The 20,832-nt window shown below is 61.0% G+C and carries 18 protein-coding genes and 1 pseudogene; 15 read left to right on the forward strand and 4 right to left on the reverse strand.

The genetic code is table 11. The features are described from left to right. The first annotated feature begins 382 nt into the window (after positions 1-382). Complete coding sequence (locus EJP69_RS10385; protein ID WP_126469893.1) at positions 383-1,456, forward strand: hypothetical protein; 1,074 nt, start codon at positions 383-385, stop codon at positions 1,454-1,456. Positions 1,457-1,687: 231 nt separating this feature from the next. Here EJP69_RS10385 and EJP69_RS10390 read toward each other — a convergent pair whose 3' ends face one another. Both EJP69_RS10390 and EJP69_RS10395 read right to left on the reverse strand, forming a co-directional pair. Then, positions 1,688-1,921 carry a hypothetical protein gene (locus EJP69_RS10390; protein WP_126469895.1) on the reverse strand — a complete coding sequence of 78 codons (234 nt, stop codon included), beginning with the start codon at positions 1,919-1,921 and terminating at the stop codon, positions 1,688-1,690. 179 nt (positions 1,922-2,100) lie between these two features. Then, positions 2,101-3,120 (reverse strand): hypothetical protein, encoded by a 1,020-nt coding sequence (locus EJP69_RS10395; protein ID WP_126469897.1) that lies wholly within the window; start codon positions 3,118-3,120, stop codon positions 2,101-2,103. A gap of 246 nt (positions 3,121-3,366) precedes the next feature. On the opposite strand from EJP69_RS10395, the gene EJP69_RS10400 reads away from it, so the two are divergent. From EJP69_RS10400 to EJP69_RS10425, 6 genes are all read left to right on the forward strand, one after another. After that, a complete protein-coding gene (locus EJP69_RS10400; RefSeq protein WP_206169311.1) occupies positions 3,367-3,708 on the forward strand; it encodes a hypothetical protein in 342 nt (113 codons plus the stop codon). A gap of 326 nt (positions 3,709-4,034) precedes the next feature. Next, the gene (locus EJP69_RS10405) at positions 4,035-4,715 is read left to right on the forward strand and encodes a TnsA endonuclease N-terminal domain-containing protein (RefSeq protein ID WP_126469899.1); all 681 of its coding nucleotides are present in this window, start codon (positions 4,035-4,037) and stop codon (positions 4,713-4,715) included. After that, the gene (locus EJP69_RS10410; RefSeq protein ID WP_170217086.1) at positions 4,675-6,657 is read left to right on the forward strand and encodes a DDE-type integrase/transposase/recombinase; all 1,983 of its coding nucleotides are present in this window, start codon (positions 4,675-4,677) and stop codon (positions 6,655-6,657) included. Before EJP69_RS10405 ends, EJP69_RS10410 begins: the two co-directional genes overlap by 41 nt. Positions 6,658-6,659: 2 nt before the next feature. Then, complete coding sequence (locus EJP69_RS10415; protein WP_240652157.1) at positions 6,660-7,559, forward strand: ATP-binding protein; 900 nt, start codon at positions 6,660-6,662, stop codon at positions 7,557-7,559. Further along, entirely contained in the window at positions 7,556-8,605 is a 1,050-nt protein-coding gene (locus EJP69_RS10420; RefSeq protein ID WP_126469905.1) for a TniQ family protein, read from the forward strand. Before EJP69_RS10415 ends, EJP69_RS10420 begins: the two co-directional genes overlap by 4 nt. Next, complete coding sequence (locus tag EJP69_RS10425; protein WP_126469907.1) at positions 8,602-9,618, forward strand: TniQ family protein; 1,017 nt, start codon at positions 8,602-8,604, stop codon at positions 9,616-9,618. The genes EJP69_RS10420 and EJP69_RS10425 overlap by 4 nt, the downstream gene beginning before the upstream one ends. 95 nt (positions 9,619-9,713) lie before the next feature. Here the strand turns inward: EJP69_RS10425 and EJP69_RS29815 are convergent. Continuing rightward, positions 9,714-9,864 (reverse strand): annotated as a pseudogene (locus EJP69_RS29815) (integrase); the annotation flags it as partial. Positions 9,865-9,990: 126 nt separating this feature from the next. Here EJP69_RS29815 and EJP69_RS10435 point away from each other — a divergent pair. Beyond that, entirely contained in the window at positions 9,991-13,224 is a 3,234-nt protein-coding gene (locus EJP69_RS10435) for a hypothetical protein (protein ID WP_126469909.1), read from the forward strand. 12 nt (positions 13,225-13,236) lie between these two features. Further along, positions 13,237-13,968, forward strand: coding sequence for a hypothetical protein (locus tag EJP69_RS10440; RefSeq protein WP_126469911.1), 732 nt, complete (start codon positions 13,237-13,239; stop codon positions 13,966-13,968). 594 nt (positions 13,969-14,562) lie between these two features. Here the strand turns inward: EJP69_RS10440 and EJP69_RS10445 are convergent. Continuing rightward, complete coding sequence (locus EJP69_RS10445) at positions 14,563-15,006, reverse strand: universal stress protein (protein WP_126469914.1); 444 nt, start codon at positions 15,004-15,006, stop codon at positions 14,563-14,565. A gap of 102 nt (positions 15,007-15,108) precedes the next feature. Between EJP69_RS10445 and EJP69_RS10450 the strand changes: the two genes are divergently transcribed. The 6 genes from EJP69_RS10450 (at position 15,109) to ccoP (ending at position 20,822) form a co-directional block, all read left to right on the forward strand. Further along, entirely contained in the window at positions 15,109-17,430 is a 2,322-nt protein-coding gene (locus tag EJP69_RS10450; RefSeq protein ID WP_126469916.1) for a heavy metal translocating P-type ATPase, read from the forward strand. After that, the gene (ccoS, locus tag EJP69_RS10455) at positions 17,430-17,567 is read left to right on the forward strand and encodes a cbb3-type cytochrome oxidase assembly protein CcoS (RefSeq protein ID WP_093196545.1); all 138 of its coding nucleotides are present in this window, start codon (positions 17,430-17,432) and stop codon (positions 17,565-17,567) included. The genes EJP69_RS10450 and ccoS overlap by 1 nt, the downstream gene beginning before the upstream one ends. Before the next feature lie 65 nt (positions 17,568-17,632). After that, complete coding sequence (ccoN, locus tag EJP69_RS10460) at positions 17,633-19,072, forward strand: cytochrome-c oxidase, cbb3-type subunit I (RefSeq protein ID WP_093196543.1); 1,440 nt, start codon at positions 17,633-17,635, stop codon at positions 19,070-19,072. Between the two features lie 9 nt (positions 19,073-19,081). After that, positions 19,082-19,723 (forward strand): cytochrome-c oxidase, cbb3-type subunit II, encoded by a 642-nt coding sequence (ccoO, locus tag EJP69_RS10465; RefSeq protein ID WP_093196541.1) that lies wholly within the window; start codon positions 19,082-19,084, stop codon positions 19,721-19,723. Between the two features lie 24 nt (positions 19,724-19,747). After that, entirely contained in the window at positions 19,748-19,888 is a 141-nt protein-coding gene (locus tag EJP69_RS10470; protein WP_240652107.1) for a cbb3-type cytochrome oxidase subunit 3, read from the forward strand. Between the two features lie 13 nt (positions 19,889-19,901). Beyond that, the gene (ccoP, locus tag EJP69_RS10475; protein WP_126469918.1) at positions 19,902-20,822 is read left to right on the forward strand and encodes a cytochrome-c oxidase, cbb3-type subunit III; all 921 of its coding nucleotides are present in this window, start codon (positions 19,902-19,904) and stop codon (positions 20,820-20,822) included. Positions 20,823-20,832 lie beyond the last annotated feature (10 nt).

The following is a 20,832-nucleotide window of genomic DNA, read 5'->3' on the forward strand; positions in this document are numbered from 1 at the left end:
CATGCTTTTGCATTGCAAAGTTTTGCCACGCTCGCTGTTCCGTCGGGAGCTGGAAGCAAAGGACGGCAACCGCTGCGCGGCCGCCATCACTGGGCCGCTATCCTCCGCGCTTGGCCTCTGAAACGAAGGCGCTGTGTTCGCCGACACGCCGCCCACCCCGGCTTTGACTTCGTGGCCGTTAAGCTTCGTAAGCTGCGTTGTGTCTTGCGAGAATTCAACGCCATGACCTAGAATTCCGGTCGCGCTTGTCGGCGCATGCTGCCCATCATGGCTCACCTGGTTCGCCGGGACGACAATGATTTCTCGTGAGCATCAGCTTCCACGTTCAGCGGAGCTTGGCAATGGGCACCAAGGTATACCGCTTCAACGTTTGGAGCTTGTCTTGAACCTCATCTTCACTACGTCGACTGCTGCGGAGAAGCTACACCGGCTCGCCAAGCAACGGCGCAAAACCCATCCGACTTCGCTGGCCGTCGCGCTCGACACGATAGCAAGGGAGCACGGCTATCACCACTGGAAGCATGTCAAGGATTGCGTCGAGCAGACAAGATCGCTGCCTGCCGCTTCAAAACCCTTGCCCTCGATCCTCGCCGACTTTCTGGCCGCGGAGAAACACTCCGATCCGATGGTACCTGCATCGCTCGGGGCGCTCGAGTCGGGCTTGGTGATTGCCCTGGACACAAAGCATGCGCAGGATGTCGCATGGCCTGACGACTTTGTCGAATGCGAAGAGGTCAAGTCGATCGCCGCGCAACAAATCTGGGCTTCACTGATTCATCAGACGGACGACCGTGGCGAGTCAATGGCCCAGCGGTTGCAGGGCGAGTTGCTGCTCGATCAAGCGCTCGATCACCTTTCTGATCTGCGCCTCTTCCGATACTCGGGAGACATGACCCTTTTGCCGGTCTCGCTGGCTGAGGTGTTTTCGTTGGTATTGAGCAAAACCTTCTTTCCGCCAACACACGTTTGGTTGCGAGGCCAATTTCACGACATGGCATACCCGCACGACTTGCAAATCGACGGGCGACAGGTTTATGTCTCCAACGGCGCCGGCAGCTCTGCGCTACGCATGTCTGCGGCGGCTGGCAGAGAAGGAGGCCCCTTTGAAGTATTGACGCCCGTGCAAGGGGAGGCTGGCACCAATGCAGTTTCGGCCGTATCTTGGCCCGGCTCCAGTTTCATCCCACGACTCGACGTTTCTAAACTCGAGCCTGGCTTCTATGAGTTCCAAGTGACCTATGACGGAGAGGAGCTCATGATGGATGGCGGCTTCGATTCCATACGAAGTGCCCTCGAATCTGCGGCCGACGTCACCGGTGACATCAAGGGCTTCGAATTCGGGTACCGAGGGATCACGATCGGCACGTATTCGCTTGCTATGTTGCGTCAGCAAGCAGACAAGATTGCAAGGGACGCAGTCGCAACAGTTGCCTCTTTGAGCGAAGATTCGTGGTGATACCCTGCAAGGTAGTAGTCCGGCGGTGACCGTTCTTGATCTACTCACAATGGCGCGTCTGAGAGAACATTGAATGGATGATCACCAGGCTGGCCGCCCAGCGGCATGGCAGCAAATCGGCCCATTGTCGATGCAGACTGCGTGCGCAGTCGTTCGAGCACGACGACAACGGCATGTGCCGGCGGATCGCCAAGCGCGCTTGGAGCGCAGGCGACTCTTCTCTCTTTCTTTCTATCGTCGCGTGATCGGCGACAGTCCCGCACGAACCCGAAGTTCATTGAACTCCGCTAAGACTGTGGCCTCGACCGTGTCCCGCGATGCTGAGCTTGTGTCATAGAAGATCGTGTGCATGATGGCTGGGCGCGCATCAAAAGTAGTCACAGCGTAAACCAGCCAACTCTCATAGCCTTCGGGTGGGCTCAGGTCGAGTTCATCGGGGGTGGGTTCATTGTCGATCTGGTTCATCACGACCTCCTGCAATGAGAATGCACCTCTTGCCATTGTGCAGCGTTCAGTGGGGGCAAGGATGGTTGCTGACAAGGGATGCTTAAGGGGCAGTCACGGTTGGGGCATGGACTCTTGCTCCGGTTTTGAGGCAGCGAGTGCATCAAAGACCGCCAACCGTCAGATGGGACAAGCGAAGGCTACTCGAAGCCGGTAACGGAGCCAGTTCGTTGACTCCGGCTTGCAGTGAGCATCGCAACAGCTTCCTGAGAGAGCATCAGTTCCTCAAGTTCGCTTTGCGACCGGTCACACTGCCTTTGCTCCTGCTCTGTCAAAACATATCCCGGCACCGGAATGCTCTGAGCGGCGTAGACGTTAAATAGATTCGCCCCGAGTGGCCAGTTCAGGATGCGGCGCAATTCAATACTCTCCGCAGCTTTTTCTCCGGCTCCCCTTCTCGATGCCATGCGAGCTTTGAGTACGAAGCGAAGAAGTTCAGCTCTTAGCACGATGTTGCCGCCCAAGCTGAATCGAATACCGCCCAGTTGAGTCGCCGGAAGAACCCATTTCTCGAAGATACTCATGAAAGGAAGTAGCAGTCCTCGGTCGTCCAGATGAAGACTGAGCTGCCATAGCATCTGAACAATTCCGTGCCCGGCCTGATGCGCCAAGTTGTCGTAGCCGAAGCGGTGGGCTTCCTGTACAACGAAGGTCAATAGTGCGAGGGCATCGAGGCCTGGCCGATGGTACAGAAGCCCGAATTCGAGTGAGCGCAGCGCTGGAATCCAGTGGCTCGATTTTTGGCCGGCAAGATGTACCGGCGCCCTCTGGGCCACGGCCTGAATTTCAACGCTCAGGCTCTGTAGCCAACGTCGGCAAGTCTGGGGAGTGGCATCCTGGCCTCGAAGAATCTCCCAAAGCACATGTTCGAACTCGGCCTTTGAGCCCTCCCCGCTGCTATCGGGGTGGCGTATGGCATCGATCTTCTTGACCAGCGATGACCTTGGGGAGCGCTCGCCCTTGTCATACGCGCGATATTTGTTTGAGCGGTATGGCTCGGTCGCAAATTTTCCATGCCACCTCAAGTTCGGTTCCAGCTGGCGAGCAAGTGCATCCAGGCTGGCAGGTCGAAATCGTGCGCGAAGACCAGACATCCAGTATTGCCCGCATAGAGCGGCCGCTTCTTGCAAGCGCTGTTTTCCACTCTCGTTCACCGCCATTACCTATGCGCTCCGAGAACGGCAAAGGGCTTGCTCTGGAGGGCAACTGAGCATGGTGGCTACGGATGCGAAATCGAATGCGAAATTTTTCTGGGCCGCCTATCGTGCCGAAAAACTTGTTCTAAATCAATCAGATACCGGACAGGGTGGCTTCTGCATTCCTATCGAATGATCTCTCAAGTGACCACATTGCCCAGCAGTTTGGCTTGCCATAGCATGCTTCACGTAGAACTACAGAGCGCGACGATGGCTGAAATGCAAATCGACGAGGATTTGGTGAAGGCGTTTGAAGAGCGTCTGACCCAGCGTCATGGCCTGATGCTTCCTTCGGCCGCACTGGCCGCCGCGCTCGGTTATCCGACGATGCGCGCCTATCACCAGGCGGTCTCTCGCCAAACAATCCCTGTTCCACTGTTTCAAATCGAGCATCGTCGGGGGCGATTCGCACTCACGCGGGACGTGGCGCGGTGGCTTGCGCAGCAGTACCAAAGTGCGAAAGGACCATGGCATCTGGCCAGCGGCACTTCTCGGGATGCAGAGCCAGCGTCTTTCCCTTCCACCGTTTTGGTGGAGGAGCGCGGTGTATAGATCCCCTTGCAACGTTCGGCGGTGCGGCAGCCGGCGGCGACCATAGCAAACAGAGCCAAGGGCAGCAGCCGACTGCGCATATCACCGAACGATCGACAGATCGAACGGCTAAGCAATCCAGAAAAAGGAGAAACGAAGCCCCAGAACGAACAAAACGCCAACCACCCTTTCAGATGACTGGCGCTTGCCGACGGTAGTAAAGACCGCCTAGGTTTCGGACCCTTGGCGTTTACTCTACTCCTGTAAATGCGGCTGCGTCAAGCCGCGCCTGCCCGATTTTCACGGGCCGCGGATGTGTTTTTCCATTCGCACCAGGAGTAACTCGCATGAGTCGAAAAGTCGTCACGCGCGCGCCGCACCGAGAGGTCGGCGTGGTCAACGCCGGGTGGTTGCTGAACCACCCCGTCGAGCATGAGTCGCATCTTGAACGCCGATTCGTGATGGTGGCCCTCAGCTGCCCGGTGGTTCGAGACATCGTCCATCAGCCCTTCACGTTCGATGTCGAGGCAGATGATGCAGGCGAGAAGGGAAGTCGAAGTCGCTACACGCCCGATTTCAAGATCATCTTTCGCGATGACACATCTCTCATCGTCGAAGTTAAACCAGAGGTTTTTGCCCTCAAGCACGCAAACCGCCTGCGCTTGATCGAACGTCGCCTGCGTGATGATGGCATGCGCTTTTTCCTCGCTACCGATGAGCTCATTGACGGCAACGGGCTTAGTGCAAGGGCCATGCTCCTGATGCGCTACGGCCGTCTGAGGTTTTCAGACGAAGAGGCGTTGAGCTGCCTGACGGCTTTGCGTGGTGTCTGCGGCGGCAGCGCATCGATCACGAAGCTGATCGAACAGGGCTTGTCTGAACCGCTGGTCTGGAACTTGGTGGCCCGGCACCAATGCCGAGTGCCCGCCGATTTCGATGTTGAGGTCGACCAGGTCGTCACCACCCAAGCCGTACAAGGAGACTGCCATGATTACTTTCTGTCGTGGTTTGGTGCTGCGGGTCGGTGAGCGGCAGCTCGAGTTCGAGCGCGACATAGGTGATGGCCGGGTCCAGTTCAAGTATCTGGACAACTTCGAGGTCAAGACATATCGGCTCTCCAAGCTCTACGGTGAGATCGTTTCGGGCAAATATGTGCCGGTGACGGTGCCTCCCTCGGACGCCAGCGGGGTGCGCGGCTCGGTGGCCTTGCCAGCGCACTGGACGCCCAGACAGGAACAGCTCGTTGACTTTCGCATGCGGTTCGTCAAGGCGGTACTGTGCTCGCCTGCACGAACGCGATCGCGCGATCACTGCGACGCAATAGGGCGGGAAATTTGGGCGCAGCTGAAAGCGGCCGATGGTGCCGGCGTCGATTATTCGGCTTTCTCGTGTCCCTCCGGTGCGACGATCGAATTGTGGATCCGGAAGTATCTTCAGTCGGACCGCAACGCCTATGCGTTGCTTGACCGTCGAGCAATGTCCAGGCGGCCCAAACGATTGGAGCCTCTGATCGATGTGATCGTCGACGGGCAGCTTGCCAAACACTACCTTCGTTTGCGTGGTGTCTCGGTCAAGGAGGCGTACCGGTTGATTTGCCGCGAGATCGCTCGCCACAACGCGCAGCACGGCACCGAGCTGTCACCGCCTTCGGAGCGGACGATCAATCGTCGGGCCAACAGTATTCCGCCGTTCATTCGAGACACGAGACGTCTAGGGCCCGCGTATGCGCGCAACAAATGGCGCTACAGCCTCAAAGGTGACCAGAGCACCCGCATCATGGAACGGGTGGAGATCGACCACACGCCGCTGGACATTTGGGTGCTGGATCCCCGCAGTGGCGTCCCGCTCGGTCGCCCCTGGATCACCGTACTGATCGATCGCAAGTCAGGCTATCTGCTGGGTTTCTACATCAGCTTCTACGGGCCATCCGCTGCCACCGTTGCGCGTGCAGTCAAGGTTTCGATCCTACCCAAAGACGAGTGGCTCGAGGTATTACCCGACGCCGCCCTTCGGTGGAGCGCCCAGGGCACGGCCGAGTTGTATGTGATCGATAACGGTCTGGAATTTCACTCGAGCGCGTTCATGCGTATGGCCATGGAGTTGCGCAGCGACGTGATCTTCAATCCGGTGCATCAGCCCTGGTTGAAGCCCGGGATTGAGCGCGCGATCATGGAATTCAACCGCGCGCTTCCGACAAACGGCAAGGTGTATGCGCCCATCGCCAACGCACGACTACCCGATCCTGAAAAGGGTGCTGCGATCGTCTTTGACGACCTGTGCACATGTCTTCTCGAATGGGCTTCGCAGAAGCACCCCTTGAACATTCATTCCAAGACGCTCTGTCGGCCCTTGGATCTTTGGGAGGAGGGCCTTGAGAGCTGCCCTCCGACCATGCTCCCCACGCAACTCGATGGACTAGACCTCCTGTGTGGGTTAGGGGCTCATCGGCGAGTCGACGGTGACGGCGTATTTTTCCACTACTTGCGGTTCAACTCGGTTGAGCTGCAGGACTATCGCCGCAGCCACGGCGCGGTCTTCAGGACAGAGGTGCGATTCAATCCTGACGACCTGCGGCAGCTGCACGTGTTCCTGCCCAAGAGCAAGTCGTGGCTCAGTGTGCCCCTTCAGCGGCCGCAGCCGTTGGCGGGCCAGTGTTTGTCGTTGGTGCAGTTGCAGATCGCACGCCAAGAGGCAGGAAAGAAGCTCACGCGCGCCAATGCCCATGAGGAACTTGAGCGCGCGATGGTGCGTCTGCGAGACCGCTGGGAGCTGGCCATCCGCCGGGGGCTGCGTCTGCGAAAGGACACGGCGCTGATCCGCATGCAGGGGTTGACCTCCGTGCCCCTCGGATCGGATGCCCCGGTGATCACCCCATCGACGTACGTCGCGCCGCTAGAACTCAGTCCAACCATGCGACAGGTTCTGCCTCAAATCGTGCCGTTCGATACCTTCACACTGGAAGACGAGTGACCATGTCCACTAGTGAATACACAGGACCACTAACACCTGAAGTGCTCCGGGTAGGAGAGCAGGTGCTCAATGTAGTAGTCGACCACGCGGTGTTTCGCCGCATCCGGGAGGCCTCCATGGAGATGGTGCACATCATGCGTTCGCTCAAGCTGCCGCACGGAATCTTGGTGCAGGCCGATTCTGGAATGGGCAAATCTCTGCTGATCGAATTGATTCGGCGTGAATTGGCGCCCCAAGCTTTGCCGAATGGGGCCAACGCCTGCTTGCACATGGCGTTGGATAGTACGGTGGATGCCAACGGTATAGCCGCTGCGATGACGCGGGCCTTGGGATACCCGGCGCTGCCCGCCCGCCGTCAACTGGAATCGATGAACCACATGACGCAAGCGGCGCTCGAGCGCACGCGACCTTTGGCACTTCTTATCGACGAGATGCAACACGTCTGTGAGGGCAACAAGGACATCACGGCGCGATCGGTTACCGACTGGCTGAAGGTGCGCATGGACCGGCACAACTTTCCGGTTATCTGTTTAGGCACACATGCGCTGGAGCGGCTCGCCGTGATCAATCCGCAGTTCACTGGCCGCGCCTCGGCGAGCTTTGTCATTCAGCCTTTTAAATTCGATGAGTCTTGGCGTCAGGTGGTCGCGGGGTTTTCCAGCGCCGTGAACAGCGTTGATCTCAGCATTGCCAACGGTGCAGCGTGTCGACCGCTGCACCAGGCCAGTGTCGGGAACATGCGAATGCTCAAGAGAATCTTGACGTACGCCTGTATGTACGCCTCCACGCAACCCAATCGTGTGGTCGATATGGCCTCGCTCAGCAGTGCGTTCATCGACGCCAAAGGACAGGTCGCCGAGCAGATGAATCCCTTCAGATCCGGGCGGCGGGAGGCTACATGACGAAATCCACCAAGTCGGCATCGCGGGCGCCCACGCCTGAGGCGTTGCTGCTTGCGACGATGCCGCCTTTGTCCGATGAAAGCTGCGGTTCATGGATACAACGCATGGGAGGCGACCATCAGTACAGCATGCACAAGTTGATGCAGATCCTCGGTATTCGTGCGCCGCGCCGCGATTGGGATCTGCCGATTCCGCTCGCAGGCTGGCTCCGAATGTTGGCGATCGCGGGCATCTTCCACCCAGAGTACGAATATTCGTTGCGAGTGCTTTCCGTGCTGGCTACCCGTGTCGAGCCGTCGAAATTCTTGCTGCACAGTGGTGGCCGGCCACGCTATCGCTGGTGCGCCCGATGCCTTGCATCGGATCCGGTTCCCTATCTGCGTTGGCACTGGCGCCTACGTGTCGTCGAGATGTGCCACGTTCATCGGGTCGCGCTGTTGCAGGTCTGTCATTGGTGTTTAACGCCCCTTTGGACGGATTCTTGCCGGCTGGTCGCTTTGGGAACGCATGGACTGGCCTTGGATCTGGCTCATTGCGACCGCTGCGGGATGCCGCTGCATGACGAACGGGAGCAACCGCGTGTGCGAGGTGGGCGGGTGGAAAGGCTCATCTGGGACTCCCTGAAGCTTTTTCGATATCCATGGGCCGAACCTGATGCCGACAGCATCTCCCGCGAGGTTATGCACTTTGTCGACGCCGCTGGCTTGCAAGGCGCGATTCGGCACCGTGCACCGGCCTATCTTGGATTTGGCTCGGATGTAGTGGTGAGTCGATGGTTGACTGGAACGCCCTTTGGCATCGCCGCCGCCTATGCGAGAGCTGCGACGAACGCCGCGCGGCTGCGCAACGCTCGGGATCGAGCCAACAGGTGGACGTTGAATGCGCAGAGCTTCCACGGTGCCGAAGCCCAGGCTGGAGGCTCGAGTTCGCCCGTGATTCGTTGGAGCTGGCGCCTTGACGGTGAAGCGAGATTGGCAGTTGCGCGTGCACTGCATGTGATTCGGGCGGAGAAGAGAAAAAGCGCTGAACAGGAGCGTATCGAATGAGCTCTCAGGAAACATGGATCGAGTCGGCCGAGTTTTCTTTTCCGTTCCAGGATGAAATCCGCATCGGCGAGTCCGGCCAAGGCTATGCAATGCGCATGGCACTCGCCAATGGACTGATCGGATTGCCATGGGTCAAACAGGCGCTGAGCAAAACGCATTCGGCCGTGCTCGATACTGGTGACGCGCCTTTCTTGGCCCGATGGTTCGGTGCAAGTGTGCAACTGGTCGAATTCGCGCTCGAGGGACTGACAAGAGGGCATCGTGAGCAGGGGTTTCGCTATGCGGGGCAGTTGCTCGGTCGGCAATACTTCCTGACCCGATCCTTCCCTCGGGTGTGCCCGAACTGCTTGCGTGAACTAGGCCATTGTCGAATCGCCTGGGATATAGGATTGACGGTTGCATGCGTGCGGCATCGCCGTGTCCTATTGGATCGGTGCCCTTCGTGTTTGCGCGCTCTCTCTTGGAATCGCCCGGGACTTGATGTCTGCTCCTGTGGCTTCGCTTTCGAGATGGAAGATGCGCCTGCGCGGCCTACGTCGAGTGAGTTATTTCTTGCGCGGATGATTGACCAGAGGATGGATGACTTCGAGCCGGAATGCAGTCTCCACTCGGCATGCATCGCCGACGACGAGGCGGTACAGGCGCTTTCCGCGCTCCTAAATAACTTGAGCCTTGATGGGGTCATGCGTATCGTCTATGCGCTGGCGACGGCAGCAATGTACGACTCAGCGGCGGGAATCAAGCGAGAGCGCAGCTCGCTCAGCAAAGCGCGTCAGACGGTTGCGATCGCCTCGGCGTTCAGCGTCAAAGCCGCCCACTTAGACTCCACCGTGCTCCGAACCCGCCGGCCGACGGTTCTCGTCGATCTACTAACCGATGTTGATGGATCGCCCCTCGCGTCAGCGGAGGATCTGAGCTTTGCTCGCTCGATGCTTGTCTGGTTAATGACCAGTGCTTCTAGGTCAAGCTGGAGATCCAAGCACGCTTCGTTCGCTCAGCGAGAGCTCTTCTGAATTGGTAGAAGGTGCTGCCGCTGTGGCATGGTGCTGATTCAGGGAATGTCGACTCCGGGGGGCTTGTATTGATTACCCGTCCAGCTACATTCGACGGGAAAGAGGAAATCATCTGACTTCAAATCAGCTTGCTTGATCCTAGCCTGCAACGCATCTCGGGCCGACTGCCGTGATTTCGAACTGAACCGGGCGCTGGGTCTTGTGCTGCATCGCGGTGGCGCGTGCTGCCAGTTGGTCACCGTGGCAGCAGATCGGAGGGTTTGTTACATTTGATTGTAGATCGGGTGTGGGCGCTTCGGCTACGTCGGAATGTGATTGCATTTCGCGCTGCTTGTTTTGCTCCAATGTAGTCAATTCTGCGAGGCTGGTTTCATGCACATGATTCGCGACAGTGGTGTATCTGATGAGTTGATAAGCGACATCCTTGCCAGGGACTGCGTCCTCTGGCTAACTGCTGATACTTTTCCGAGCGCCGCCGAGCTTGAGCAACTCGTTGAACTGACTTTTGCGCCATGGCGAGGCGTGTTTATAGAAAGCACGGCAGCTGAGCTTGGTGCGATGCTCGGTGCGAGAAGTAGCGCCATTGATTCCGTTGACTCGGCCGGAGCGTTCACCCATTTGATTGCCGCCGATCCAATGGCACTTCAACTGCAGCGGCGCGCGAAGCCAGTTTTCTTCCTCAACGGCCGCGCTGATCGCGAGGGCACAGAGGCGGCCAACATTCCCAGGCGAAGTGCAGATCGGCGCAGGCTAAACATGACTGCCAAGCTCCGAGAGTTGGAGCCAAGGCGTGTTGTAGTCGTCGGGGAGCGGCCCGACGCCGCCGTTGACGAACTTGTCGCCCTCTGGGACGTCGACTTCAGGTCACTGCTAACCGTAGTTACCGACGATGAGTCCTTTGAGCAACGATTGGATTCGCAACTACAAGGCATCGGCGGATTGAACGTCGTTCACTGGGTTGCGGCGCCGCCAAGCCAGTTTGCTGAAGCGCTGGCAGCGCGACTAAAGACGCTAGCGACCCCGTCCAGCATCCTAGCCGCCGTGCAGTTGCCTGGCGGTTCCATTGTCAACGTCGATCTCGCAAGGGCGGAACTTGTCGAGCAGCCAATTGCAGATCTGTGCGAGTTCGTGCGCTTGCAAGACGCGTTGCCGGTCAGCCCTGAAGATCTTCGAGAAGCGGAGTTTAGAGGCTTCTTCACCCGAGGCAAGCACTCCTGGAGGCCGTTTGCAGCCGGTCTCCCGTGGATGCCTGACAAGGCACCGGAGAGGGATCTGCTCAAGGCCTTACGTAGCCAGTTGGCGGACCCGCCTGGCAGCGTGCAGGTACTGTCTGTACTGTCGGAGGCGGGAGCGGGAGGGACCACGCAAGCACGGGCACTCGCACTCGCGGCAGCTCGGGAAGGCTTTCCTGTCCTGCTTGTGAAGCAAGAGGCGGAGATGCCTTCAGCGCTGGAATTGACCGGATTCCTGTTTCGTGCGGTGCAAGAAGCGTCGAGACAAGCTACCGATGTGGGGTTGGTTGACGCGGGTGAGCCCGTCTGGCTGATCGTCTTGGACGTGCAGCACTGTGGTACAGGGGAGGAACTTCAGCGTCTGTGTGTGGAGTTGACTCGGAGCGGTCGCAAGGTGGCAGTCCTCAAGGTCGCACTGGCCACCTCGCCGATCGAACTACCGGATTCCGTTCCGCACCAAGAACTCATCTTCGTCCAGCACGAACTGGACTCGACCGATGTCGAGGACCTAGGCACCCATCTTAATGTGTACCTTCGGCCTCATGGAAAAGCTAAGAGTCGGCAAGAGTGGCAGGGGTTCTGGAGATCGCACCAACCAGATCTCGATGTCGGCATCGCGAGCTTTTGGATTGCATTGGAATTCTGGCTGTCCGGATTCTTGCCCCTTGGCGAGTCTATTCAAGGATGGGTGGTTCAGCAGTTCAAAAACTTGAACGGACAGCCGGAGGTTCAGCGTGGGCTCTTGGAGATTGGCGCGTTGTCCATTGAGCGTAGAGCGACGCCGGAGAGGCTTTTAGCGCTGCTCTCGTCCCCGAGAGTACCGTGGGTCTTAGCCCTTGACTCTAGCCGCGCCAAGTCTCCGGGCCTCGGCCTCGTGTACGGAGAAGCCTTCCCCTATGGGCGCGTTTGGGCAATCGCACACGACATGCTTGCTCGGTACCTTATCAATGGAGTTTGGAACGATCGACTGCTCTGTGGAGAGCTCGGAATCCCACTATTTGAGGACACCGTAGCTTTGCGGCTTTCGTTGATTGCGGAGCTATCGAAGCGCGCAGCATTGGGTGAACCTTTCGCAAAGTCGTTTGCTGTGAGTCTTGCAACTTCGGTCCTAAAGCTGGACGAAAAGTACGGCAACGCTGAGTTCTTCAAGCACTGGCGAAAAGTTCTCGAGATATTGGAGTCCGTGCCGCAGATTGTTCGTCTGACAAGCCGAACGTTCAATCATCACCTAGCCATCTCACGCCGTCGGGTTACTCAGGATGACCTATTTCACCTAGAAAGAGGCGAAAAGCGGTCGATGCTGCTCAAAGCCGTAAAAGAGGTTGAGTTCGCGCTTGACCAGATTGAGCCGAGTCAAGAAGACGAATCCACACTGAACCTCCTGAACACTCTCGCCCTAATCTACCAAGACCTAGCGGACTTGGAACGATTTGGCGGCAGTGCAGCAGACTTAACGATCTTTCTAGCCAAGTCGGACGAGACAACAAATCGAGCATTCAAAGAAAACCCCAACAACTCGTTCGTTCTTGAAACAGCGGCAAAGAATCAGCTTCGGCAGGGGCTGGCCTCTTCGGAGTCATCCGAGCGCATTGAGTCGGCCGCGAAAGCGCTTTCCTTCGTGTTTCAGGCGTCTCAACTCGATACGGCGGCGTCTCGAAAGATGAAGCTTGGCCAACTTGCGGCACAGGCCCTGCGGGTACTTCAAGATGACAAGGCAGTAGCGGTCATCAACCGTCTTTGCGCATCTGGCAGCCCATATGGGTTCATTGCCAAGGCTTGGTTGGAGCTTCCATTGCCAGAAGGCGAGGAGACGACGCTCGCGCTTGAATCCGTGACCCCGACTGCCGCAGGAAGTGCCCTTCGAATTCTGATGGCAGCACCGGAGCGCAACTGGCTCCTTGTCCGACTGTTGTACGACCTCGTCGTCATTGCAGAGCCCGCTGATTTTCAAGGCCAACTCAGACTGCTTGATGAACTCGAGTCAACCAAGGGCTATCAGCTGTCGTTGCAACAGGTTCTAGAGCGCGCAGTGTTGTTGTTCATTGGGGGGCAACACAAATCGGCAGTGGAAGAGTTCAAATGGCTGCGACCGAGAGTTAAAGAGTCGCAAACAGTGGTCTTTGTCCCCGGGCGCCTACGCTGGTTGCCGACCCCCGACCGAACTATGCGCGCTATATGTACCGCACAGGTTGTAGACAGCTCGTCCGAAGGACGGGGCATGGCAAAAGTGAAAGAACTAGGCGGCGCCTGGGCACCTTTTAATCCGCAGGAATTCGGTAAATCGCGCATGGCGCCTAACGAGCAGTTCAAGTGTCAGGTGACATTCGCAGCGATGGGGCCTTTTCTCAAGCCTGTCGATCAGTCCCATCGATAGGGAGGGCGAACCGTGTCAAATCCTGCCGCTCCCAAGGCCGGTTGCGAATGGTACGCGACCATGTGCGGATGGTCGCTGTCCGTTGGTAACGTCATGGTCGAAGGTACATCGGACGTCGCGTACTTCACGTTGGCGGCCCGGCTTCATCTAGCTGACTCCGGCGCCTCGCTACTGGGAACTGATTTGTCGATCTTTGCGGCCGGACTAGAGGAGGAAGGGGGCACATTCGGTATCTCCGAGCGGTTTCCGACACTCTTCAATTTGGCATCCCATGACCTATCCGCTGATGGGCGTCGAAAATTCCAGGTGATCGCGCTTCTCGACGACGATACGATGGGGCGGTCGGCGGTGGGGATTATCGCGGGTGGCCATCGCCAGTTACGTGAGTACGAGTCAATGTTTCGCCTACGTCGCGTGATGCCAAGACGCCTGGAGTCGGCAAAAGCGCTTGGGGCGCAGACCGAATCAGCGAATGCCGCGTTCGGTAGGATCGAGTGCACTATCGAGGACATGCTCTCAGACGATCTATGCGAACGATTCATCGTGGCTAGGCCAGAGGCGGTCAGCCGTCCGGCAGTGACGGCTGCAACAGGAACTCATCGCTACTGGACAATAGCTGGGAAGAAAATGCTCAGAGAGTTCGCAGAGCAGATGGCAACGGTCAACGATGTTCGATGTCTGATAGATGCGTTGAGCGCGCTCCGCAGCTATATCGGGCTCCCACCTGACGGCGTGCGCTTATGACTTGCGTTGTGTGCCGAGGGATGAAACCTGCATCAGAGGTGCCATATTTCATCACCTTTTTGTTTCCCCGTTTTGGCCTAAATATGATCCGCAAGGATTGCGGTGATGATACTAAGCTGCCTACAAGCGGCCAGCCATGAACGACGGCGTGTGCCAGCATTCTGTCCTCTGGGCGCAGAGCCGAAGATCGCGGCTGCTCCAAAGCAGCAGTTCCAGCAATGCTCTGGAAGCATCACACCATTTTGGTCACTTCTCAAGTGACTGCATCCTCGCGAGAGAGACGCGTGCGATCTACTCTCGCCAGATCAAAGGTTTGACCAAAGCACTGCCATCAAGACTCGTACAACATGGACGAATGCCATGTGACGTGGAATTGATGAGGCCGAATGTTTAATGGCGCGCGACTCGAAAGTGATCTGACGCACTCAAGATGCATGTTTTTGAAAAACAGTGAGTTATGTCATGAACGCTGCGAATGTTGAGTGTCGTTCCGCAGCCATTGGGCCGTCCAATCTTGGCTTTAATTTGCCCGGGTAAAATTGGGGCCAGAGGAAAGCCGCCGGCGCTGCGCAGGCCTGCTCCCTTCAGCCAGCCCTACCGCAATACCAGAACCGGCAGCGATGATCGAACGAGAACCTGCTGCGTCTCGCTTCCCAGCAGGAGGCGCTTTAGACCCTTGCGTCCATGGGAGGCCATCACGATCAGGTCGCTCCTGTGCTTCTTCGCCGCGGCGACGATCGATTCGGCGACCAGGTCGGAGCTGGCCTGAGCCGTCCTGATCCGCACGCCGCGTTCCCGCGCGCGGTCCCGAATCTTGTCGAGCATCGCCTGCGCCTTGTCCGCCCACTGCTTCTCGATGCGGCCGATGTCCTCGGCGGAGAAGCTCATCGAACCTTCGAAATAGCTCTTGGGGTAACGGGGAACGACGGTCAATGCGACCAGGTCCGAGTCGTTCTGCACCGCCAGCGCGATGGCGCTGTCGACGGCCTTCTTGGAAAGGGCCGTGCCGTCGGTGGCGACGAGGATGCGTTTGAACATGAGGGGCTCCACGTTGTGTGCGGCCGAGCTTAGGCAGGCACCGCGCCATGCGGCTTGATTCAGATCAAGCGCCTCGCGTGGTGCGCCTCTTAGGCTCGGCCGATGAATGCCACGCTCGCCCCCGACCGCGCCGCGATCCCCGTACTTCCTGCCCCAGCCGGCGACCCGGCCTGGCAGGTGCTGGATGACCCGGCCGAATGGCCCGCGTTCGGCCGCGAGCTGGATGCCGCCGACGGCGGCCGCTGGGAGTCGCAGGTCGTGGTCGAGGGCATGCACTGCGCGGCCTGCGCGTTCACCATCGAGGCCGCGCTGCGCCAGGTGCCGGGTGTGATCGATGCGCAAGTCAACGCGGCGAGTCGGCGCGCCCGCGTTGTCTGGTCGCCTGCGCAGACCCGTCCTTCGCGGTGGTTCGAGGCCTGCGCGAAGGCCGGCCATCCGCTGCTGCCGGGCGGCGACCGTTCCGCCAGGGAGCTGCGCCGGCGCGAATCGCGGCTGGCGCTGTGGCGCTGGCTGGTCTCGGGCTTCTGCATGATGCAGGTGATGATGTACGCCTATCCGGCCTACGTCGCACGGCCCGGCGACATGAACGCCGATTCGGCGCAGCTGCTGCGCTGGGCTTCGTGGGTGCTGACCCTGCCCGTCGTGCTCTTCTCCTGCGGCCCCTTCTTCCGCAGCGCCTGGCGCGACCTGCGCATGGGCCGGGTCGGCATGGATCTTCCGGTGGCCTTCGGCGTGCTCGCGGCTTTCGCGGTCAGCACTGCCGCCACCTTCGATGCCACGGGACCGCTCGGCCACGAGGTCTACTTCGACTCGCTGACGATGTTCGTCTTCTTCCTGCTCACGGGCTGCTGGCTCGAGGCGCGCCTGCGCGAGCGCACCGCCGGCTCCCTCGACGCCTTGATGAACCGACTGCCCGACAGCATCGACCGCCTCGCTCCCGACGGCAGCTGGAGCCGGGTGGCCGTGCGACGGCTGGTGGCGGGCGACGTGGTGCGCGTGCGCCCCGGAGAAGCCTTTCCCGCGGACGGCGTAGTGATCGAGGGCGACACCAGCGCCGACGAGGCGCTGCTGACCGGCGAGTCCCGGCCCGTGCCGCGTCCTCGCGGCGACCGCGTGCTGGCCGGCAGCCACAACCTCTCGGCGCCGGTCCGGATGCGGATCGAGTCGGTGGGCGAGGGCACGCGCTTTGCGCAGATCGTCCGCCTGATGGAGAGCGCCGCCTCGCGCAAGCCTCGGCTCGCGCTGCTTGCCGACCGGGTGGCGCGTCCCTTCCTCGTCGCGGTGCTCGCATCGGCGGCAATGGCGGCGGCGTTCTGGTGGCCGACGGATCCGGGCAAGGCGCTGATGGTCGCCGTGGCGGTGCTCATCGTGACCTGCCCATGCGCGCTCTCGCTCGCGACGCCGGCCGCCATGCTCGCCAGTGCCGGTGCGCTGGCGCGCGGCGGAGTGATGACTTCCAACCTGCAGGCGCTGGAGGCGCTCGCGTCGGTCGACACCGTCGTGTTCGACAAGACGGGAACCCTGACCGGCGACATGCCGCGGCTGGAGCGCATCTACTGCCGTCAGGGCATGCGGCCCGGCGATGCGCTGGAGATGGCTGCCGCGCTCGGCGCGCAGTCGCTGCATCCTGTCGCGCAGGCGCTGGTGAACGCGTGGAACGCGCAATTCCGTTCTGCGCCCGGCTGGACAGCGGACAAGGTCGCCGAGACGGCGGGCCAGGGCATCGAAGGCCGGATGCTGCGCGTGCGCGCGGCTGTCGAAACGAGCCGCCGAGTGCGCCTCGGCTCGCCGGCTTTTTGCGGCGTGGCGCCGCTGGATGTCGATGCCGCGCAGGTCCATCTCGCGGACGAGCAGGGGTGGCTCGCCAGCTTCGTGCTAGTCGAGGAATTGCGCGCCGATGCCGCGGCTGCCGTGGCGTCGCTGCGCGAGCAGGGCCTCACGGTGCGCCTGCTGTCGGGCGACAGGGAGTCGGCCGCGCGGGAGATCGGTGCGCGTTGCGGCATCGACTTCTCGCAGGGCGGCTGCACGCCCGAGGACAAGCTCGACGTGCTGTGGCGGCTGCAGGCCGAGGGGCGCCAGATCGCGATGGTGGGCGACGGCCTCAACGACGGCCCTTCGCTGGCGCGCGCGAACGCCTCGTTCGCCTTCGGCCGCAGCGTGCCGCTGTCGCGCGCACATGCCGACTTCGTCGTGCTGGGCGACAGGCTCGCAACCATCCCGCAGGCCATCGCGCAGGCGCGCAGGACGCTGCGCGTGGTGCGCCAGAACCTCCTGTGGGCGGCGGGCTACAACGCGCTGTGCGTGCCGCTCGCGATCGCCGGCTGGCTGCCGGCATGGCTTGCCGGCCTCGGCATGGCCGCGAGTTCACTCGTGGTGGTCCTCAATGCGACGCGGCTCGCATCCGGTACGGGGGAGGCGCACTGATGGACATCCTCTTCCTTCTCGTTCCGCTGTCCGTGGCGCTGGTCCTCGCGATCCTCGGCGGTCTGTGGTGGGCCATCGAGCGTGGCCAGTTCGACGACGTCGACGCCGAGGGCGAGCGCATCCTGCACGGCGATTGATCTGCATCAACCCACAGGGCAGGGTGCCCACGGAAACTGCCCGCAACTCAATCAAGGGCACCACGATGCAACCACCGAACCCACCCGCCGCGGAATACGACGACGCCGTCGTGCGGCAATTCGCGCTCATGTCCGTGGTCTGGGGCGTGGTCGGCATGCTGGTCGGCGTGGTCATCGCTTCCCAGCTGACGTGGCCCGAGCTCAACCTCGGCATCCCATGGCTCAGCTACGGAAGGCTGCGGCCGCTGCACACCAACGCGGTGATCTTCGCGTTCGGCGGCTGCGCGCTGATGGCGACGAGTTTCCACGTGGTCCAGCGTACCTGCCAGGTGCGCCTTTTCGCGCCGAGGCTCGCGTCCTTCGTCTTCTGGGGCTGGCAGGCGGTGATCGTGGCTGCCGCCATCAGCCTGCCCATGGGCTACACCAGCGGCAAGGAATACGCCGAGCTGGAGTGGCCCATCGACCTGCTGATCGCGGTGGTCTGGGTGGCCTACGCCGTCGTGTTCTTCGGCACCATCGGCATGCGCAAGGTGCGCCACATCTACGTGGCGAACTGGTTCTTCGGCTCCTTCATCATCGCGGTGGCCCTGCTGCACATCGTCAACAGCGCCGAGATCCCGGCGGGCTGGATGAAGAGCTACTCGGCCTACGCCGGCGTGCAGGACGCGATGGTGCAGTGGTGGTACGGCCACAACGCCGTCGGCTTCTTCCTCACGGCGGGTTTCCTCGGGATGATGTACTACTACATCCCCAAGCAGGCGGGCCGGCCGGTGTATTCGTACCGGCTGTCCATCGTTCACTTCTGGGCGCTGATCTTCACCTACATGTGGGCGGGCCCGCACCACCTGCACTACACGGCGCTGCCCGACTGGACGCAGTCGCTGGGCATGGTGTTCTCGCTGATCCTGCTGGCCCCGAGCTGGGGCGGCATGATCAACGGCGTGATGACGCTCTCGGGCGCGTGGCACAAGCTGCGCACCGACCCGATCCTGCGCTTCCTGATCGTGGCGCTGTCGTTCTACGGCATGTCGACCTTCGAGGGGCCGATGATGTCCATCAAGACCGTCAACGCCCTGAGCCACTACACCGACTGGACCGTCGGCCACGTGCACTCCGGCGCGCTCGGCTGGGTGGGCTTCATCACCATGGGCTCGCTCTACTACCTGATCCCGCGCATGTACGGCCGTACCGCCATGTACAGCACGAGGGCCATCGAGGCGCATTTCTGGATCGCCACCATCGGCATCGTGCTGTACATCGCGGCGATGTGGATCGCCGGCGTGATGCAGGGCCTGATGTGGCGCTCCATCAATCCCGACGGCACGCTCACCTACACCTTCGTGGAGAGCGTGAAGGCCACCTTCCCGTTCTACCTGGTGCGCGTGATCGGCGGCCTGCTCTATCTCAGCGGAATGCTGCTGATGGCCTGGAACGTCTGGATGACCGTCATCTCCGGCCGCGCGGTGCGCGCCGAGATTCCGCCCCCCGCCATGGCCCATGCCTGAGGACGCACGATGAACCAGAACACCTCCAGCTCGAGCTCCAGTTCCGGCGGCTTCACGCACGAGAAGATCGAGACAAACAACCTGCTGATGATCGTGCTGATCCTCGTCGTGGTGGCCGTGGGCGGCCTCGTCGAGATCGTGCCGCTGTTCTTCCAGAAGTCGACCACCGAGGCGGTGCAGGGCGTCAAGCCGCTCACGCCGCTGCAGCTCGCCGGGCGCGATGTCTACCTGCGCGAGGGTTGCTACAACTGCCACTCGCAGATGATCCGCCCCTTCCGCTCGGAGACGCTGCGCTACGGCCACTACTCGGTGGCGGGCGAGTTCGTCTACGACCACCCGTTCCAGTGGGGCAGCAAGCGCACCGGTCCGGACCTGCACCGCGTGGGCGGCAAGTACAGCGACGAGTGGCACCGCATCCACCTGAACAACCCGCGCGACGTCGTGCCCGAGTCGAACATGCCGGCCTACACCTGGCTGGAGAAGACCCCGGTCGACGCCGAGGCGCTGCCGGCCCACATGCGCGCGCTGCGCCGAGTCGGCGTGCCATACACCGACGAGCAGATCGCCGCAGCCACGGAAGAAGTCCGGGGCAAGACGGAGATGGAAGCCACGGTCGCCTACCTGCAGTCGCTGGGCCTGGCCCTCAAGTAAGCAAGGCGGCAAAGGAACCAAACCATGATCGACCTCACAACACTGCGCATCGCCGCCACAGTCGTCTGCTTCGCGCTCTTCATCGGCATCGTGATCTGGGCGTACTCGCGCCGCAACGCGTCGCGCTTCCAGGAAGCGGCCCGGCTGCCCTTCGAGCAGGACTGAAGGGAGAAGCACGATGAGCGATTTCATCAACCGTTTCTGGTCGGACTACGTGGCGGTGGTCTCGCTGCTGAGCATCCTCGGCTGCGTGATCCTGCTGTGGCTCACGGCCCGCAAGCGCGTCGCGGCCAGCGCCGACAACACCACCGGCCACGTGTGGGACGAAGACCTGCGCGAGGCCAACAATCCGCTGCCCATGTGGTGGGTCGGCCTGTTCGTGCTGACCATCGTCTTCGGGCTGGGCTACCTCGCGGTCTTTCCGGGCCTGGGGAGCTTTCGCGGGCAGTCCGACTGGACTTCGCGCGGCGAGTACGAGGCGGAAGTCGCCCGGGCCACGCAGGAACTCGCGCCGGTCTACGCGAAGTACGCCGCCATGCCGGTCGAGGAGGTCGCCAGGGACCCGCAGGCCCGGGCCATCGGCGAGCGCCTCTTCATGGGCAACTGCGCCCAGTGCCACGGCTCCGATGCGCGCGGCAGCAAGGGCTTTCCCAACCTGACCGACAAGGACTGGCTGCACGGCGGCACGCCCGAGAAGATCATCGAGACGATCACCAAGGGGCGCGTGGGCGTGATGCCGCCCATGGCAGCCGCCGTCGGCTCGCCCGACGACGTGAAGAACGTCGCCAACTACGTTCTGAGCCTGTCCGGCGAGCCGCACGACTCAGTGCGCGCAGGCCTCGGGAAGTCGAAGTTCACGGCCTGCGCCGCCTGCCACGGCATCGGCGGCGTCGGCAACCAGGCGCTCGGTGCGCCAAACCTCAGCGACAGGATCTGGCTCCACGGCTACGGCGAGGCCGCCATCATCCAGATGATCAACTCGGGCAAGCACAACGAGATGCCCGCGCAGGAAGGCCGCCTCACAGAAGCGCAGATCCGCATGGTCGCGTCGTATGTCTGGGGGCTCTCCAACAACAGCGCGGTCGCGTCCACGCCCTGAAGCCGGCGGC

This window comes from Variovorax gossypii (assembly GCF_003965815.1).
Classification (GTDB): domain Bacteria; phylum Pseudomonadota; class Gammaproteobacteria; order Burkholderiales; family Burkholderiaceae_C; genus Variovorax; species Variovorax gossypii.